This window comes from Allobaculum sp., assembly GCF_047010065.1.
GTDB lineage: Bacteria > Bacillota_I > Bacilli_A > Erysipelotrichales > Erysipelotrichaceae > Allobaculum > Allobaculum fili.
This window is the reverse complement of the sequence record NZ_JBKXLD010000150.1, coordinates 1-3229: the sequence shown is the minus strand read 5'-3', so window position 1 is coordinate 3229 and position 3229 is coordinate 1. Positions and strand designations below refer to the sequence as shown.

The window sequence follows — 3229 nt, the reverse complement described above, 5'->3', positions numbered from 1 at the left end:
TTTCTGGCCCGCGTTGCCATGGGGGCCAGAAACGGCTTCTGGCTGATGATTTCGACAGTCTTGGTTCCAGCCAGCGTTTCGATCGTTACCGAATCGGCCTGTTCAAGCAAGCCCTGATCGCGCAGGAAACAGGTCAGGCAGCGGATTCCGTTGCCGCACATGGGGGCCCGGGAGCCGTCCTGGTTGTAGTACTCCATGAAAAACGGATGGGTACGGGCGACCATCAGGCCGTCCGCGCCGATGCCAAAGCGCCGATCGCACACCTGCACGATAAAATCGTGCAAATCGTCGATGCGTTCGGCTTCTTCTTCGCGAATCAAAATGAAATCGTTGCCGCATCCATGGTATTTCGAAACCTGTACATCCATACGCCGTTCCTTCTTTCTATCCCGTCCGACTGGGAGATTATTCGCACTCGTGGGCGATCATTTCCTCAAGACTTTGCGGTTTCAGAACATAGCGCCAGTTTCCGTCCTTGACGAAGACCACGCCGGGGAAGGGCTGCTTGTTATAGTTGCTGGCCATGGAAATGCCGTAGGCACCGGCCGTATAAATCAGAAGCAGATCGTCTTCTTTCGCTTCAGGCAGTTCAATATCGCGAATGACGATATCGCCGCTTTCGCAGCATTTTCCGGCAACCGTGACCAGGCTGGTCGGGGCATCTTCGGGTGCGCCGACGACGCTTGCTGTGTAGCGGGCATCGTAAAGCGCCGGTCGAATCAGATCGGACATGCCGCCGTCGACCAGATAGAAACGGTTTTTCAGGCCCTGTTTAATGCGGGTAATCGTATAGAGCAGATAGCCGGATTCCGCGACAATCGAGCGGCCCGGTTCAATGGTCACCCGTTCGGGCATAAAGCCGTAGCGGGTGAATGTCTTCTGACAGGCGTCAATTAAAAAGGCGCAGGTTTTGGCAATGGGGTTTGGCGTATCCGCTTCGGAATACCAGACGCCAAAACCGCCGCCCAGATCGATTTCTTCGATCGCAATGCCATAGCGATCGTTCAGAACGACCATGAATTCGGCGAATTCCTCAATTTCCTTCGCGTACGGCTCCAGTTCAAAGATCTGAGAACCGATGTGCGCATGCAGACCCGCAAAATGAAGATTTTCGGCCTGCTGGACGGTGCGGATCGTTTCGACAATTCGCTCTTCCATCGTGATGGGAATGCCGAATTTCGAATCCGGTGCGGCCGTCTGAATGTGATGGTGGGTGGCGGCTTCGACAATCGGATTAATCCGCAGCAAAACGCGCATGTTCCGTTCCGGGTATTCCGACGCGATCGAAACGAGCGTCTGCGCTTCTTCCAGACCGTCAAGAATCAGCGTACCTACGCCCCATTCCAGCGCCGCGCGCAGTTCCTTTTTCGTTTTGTTGTTGCCGTGAAAATAAATTGTGCTCAAATCGATGCCGGCGCTTTTCGCCGTGTAAATTTCGCCCAGCGAAACGGAGTCGATATACAGTCCGTTTTCAGCGCAGAGCTTTAAAACCGCCTTATTGGAAAACGCCTTGGAGGCGAAAACCACACGGGTCTCAAATTCATCGCTTTTAAAGTCGTTCACATACGCCTGCATCGTCTGTTCCAGGCCGGTTTCATCGAAAATATAAAGCGGCGTTCCGCATTCTTTTGCCAGAGCGGCAGCGGATACGCCCGAAATCGTCACATCGCCATCGGCGGATTCAATCCGCGCAAATACGTCTTCTTTCATAGGATTCGTTCCCTTTCCTTTTTCCATTTTGCCGGTTTGCGGTATTGCATAATCCGGCTTTTTCCTGCCGCAAACCGCCCTGCAGTTTCCCGTCTTTCGTTGTTAAAAACGGCTCGGGAATGGTTGAAGTGTAGCGAATTTGAACCGGATTCACCACAATCCGAAGCCGTTTTGTTTTTATGAAACCCATTTTCAAACAGGTTTCATACACTTGTTACATGACAATAAAACATTTCACTCGATCGGAAGAAATCGCCCAGGTCCGGACGTGGCGCCGCGATCTGCATCAGATTCCTGAACTGGGACTCGATCTTCCAAAGACATGTGCCTACATCGAAAATGCGCTGAGCGATCTGTCGTGTAAAATAACGCATCCGCTTCCCTGCGCCGTTGCAGCGTTCTTTGATGCCGGCAAGGAAAGTACCATCGCCTTTCGCAGCGATATGGACGCGCTTCCGGTAAATGAACAGACGGGTCAGCCGTATCAAAGCCGGTATCCAGGGCGCATGCACGCCTGCGGACACGATGGCCATATGAGCAATCTGCTTCTGTTCGCGCATCGGCTGGAACGCTATTATCGCGATCTGGATCAGAACGTTCTTCTGATTTTTCAGCCCGGCGAAGAAAATCCAGGCGGCGCAAAGCCGATCGTCGAAAGCGGGCTTCTCGAGACGTATCACGTGAACCGCATTTTCGGCATGCATCTCTGGCCGCTGCTGGAAAAAGGTGCCATAGCAAGCCGTCCGGGCCCGCTGATGGCCCGCTCGTGTGAAGTCACGATTTCCATTCATGGCAAAGCCGCACACGTTGCCAGGTTTCAGGAAGGGGCCGATGCGATTGAAGCCTGCATGGATGTTTTAAATCAGGCCTACGCGCTTGTGGCGTCGATGCCGGAAGATTCGTTCTGCCTGTTGCGCTTTGGAAAAATGGAAGGCGGACGCATTCGCAATGTGGTAGCCGAAGAATGCGTGCTGGAAGGCACGCTGCGCGCCTTTGAAGAAGCAGATTATCACTTTCTGCGAAATTCCATCGAAGATCTGTGCCATAAAATCGGCCAGAAGCGCGGCGTGCAGATCGAACTTTCCTTTTCAAGCGGCTACCCGGCAGTAATCAATGACCGCACGCTTTTTCAGACAATCGAAAAGGAGATTCCCAGCCTGCAGATTCTCGAGAAGCCAGAGCTCATTACCGAAGATTTCTCCGGGTATTTACAGCAAGTTCCCGGCGTATTCTTTTTCCTCGGAACGGGAACCGGAATTGAACTGCACGATTCGCACTTTGACTTTGAGGAAGACCTTCTCCTGGCCGGAGCCGATCTGTTCGAAGCGCTCTCCCTACTGCATTTTCCGGATCGAGACAGCGCGCTCTAGGTTTCTCTGCAGAAAGCCGCCCACCGGAATCCAAACATAAATCACGCCCTTGAACCGAGCGCATACAGAAGTTGCCCGCCAGTCCATACGGTCCAGCGTAAGCGTCAAATAAAAGACGGGTATTTTCTCGACCGCCTCCTTGGGATAAT

General features: G+C 53.1%; 3 protein-coding genes and 1 pseudogene. 1 reads left to right on the top strand and 3 read right to left on the bottom strand.

The features are described 5' to 3' along the window. A pseudogene (locus ACLUYS_RS09675) lies at window positions 1-368 on the bottom strand (hypothetical protein); the annotation flags it as partial. A 37-nt stretch (window positions 369-405) separates the two neighbouring features. Next, window positions 406-1710, bottom strand: coding sequence for a diaminopimelate decarboxylase (gene lysA, locus ACLUYS_RS09670; protein ID WP_230266541.1), 1305 nt, complete (start codon window positions 1708-1710; stop codon window positions 406-408). Window positions 1711-1928: 218 nt separating this feature from the next. Between lysA and ACLUYS_RS09665 the strand changes: the two genes are divergently transcribed. Further along, on the top strand, window positions 1929-3080 hold the full coding sequence (locus ACLUYS_RS09665; protein WP_412659755.1) for a M20 metallopeptidase family protein: 1152 nt from the start codon (window positions 1929-1931) through the stop codon (window positions 3078-3080). Here the strand turns inward: ACLUYS_RS09665 and ACLUYS_RS09660 are convergent. Then, window positions 3045-3229 (bottom strand): hypothetical protein (locus tag ACLUYS_RS09660; protein ID WP_412659754.1); only part of this gene is annotated, 185 nt, incomplete at its 5' end. The genes ACLUYS_RS09665 and ACLUYS_RS09660 overlap by 36 nt on opposite strands.

Bases quoted from the DNA above. Each gene is read 5' to 3' on its own strand.
- lysA (WP_230266541.1), bottom strand. From the start codon at position 1,710: ATGAAAGAAGACGTATTTGCGCGGATTGAATCCGCCGATGGCGATGTG.
- ACLUYS_RS09665 (WP_412659755.1), top strand. From the start codon at position 1,929: ATGACAATAAAACATTTCACTCGATCGGAAGAAATCGCCCAGGTCCGG.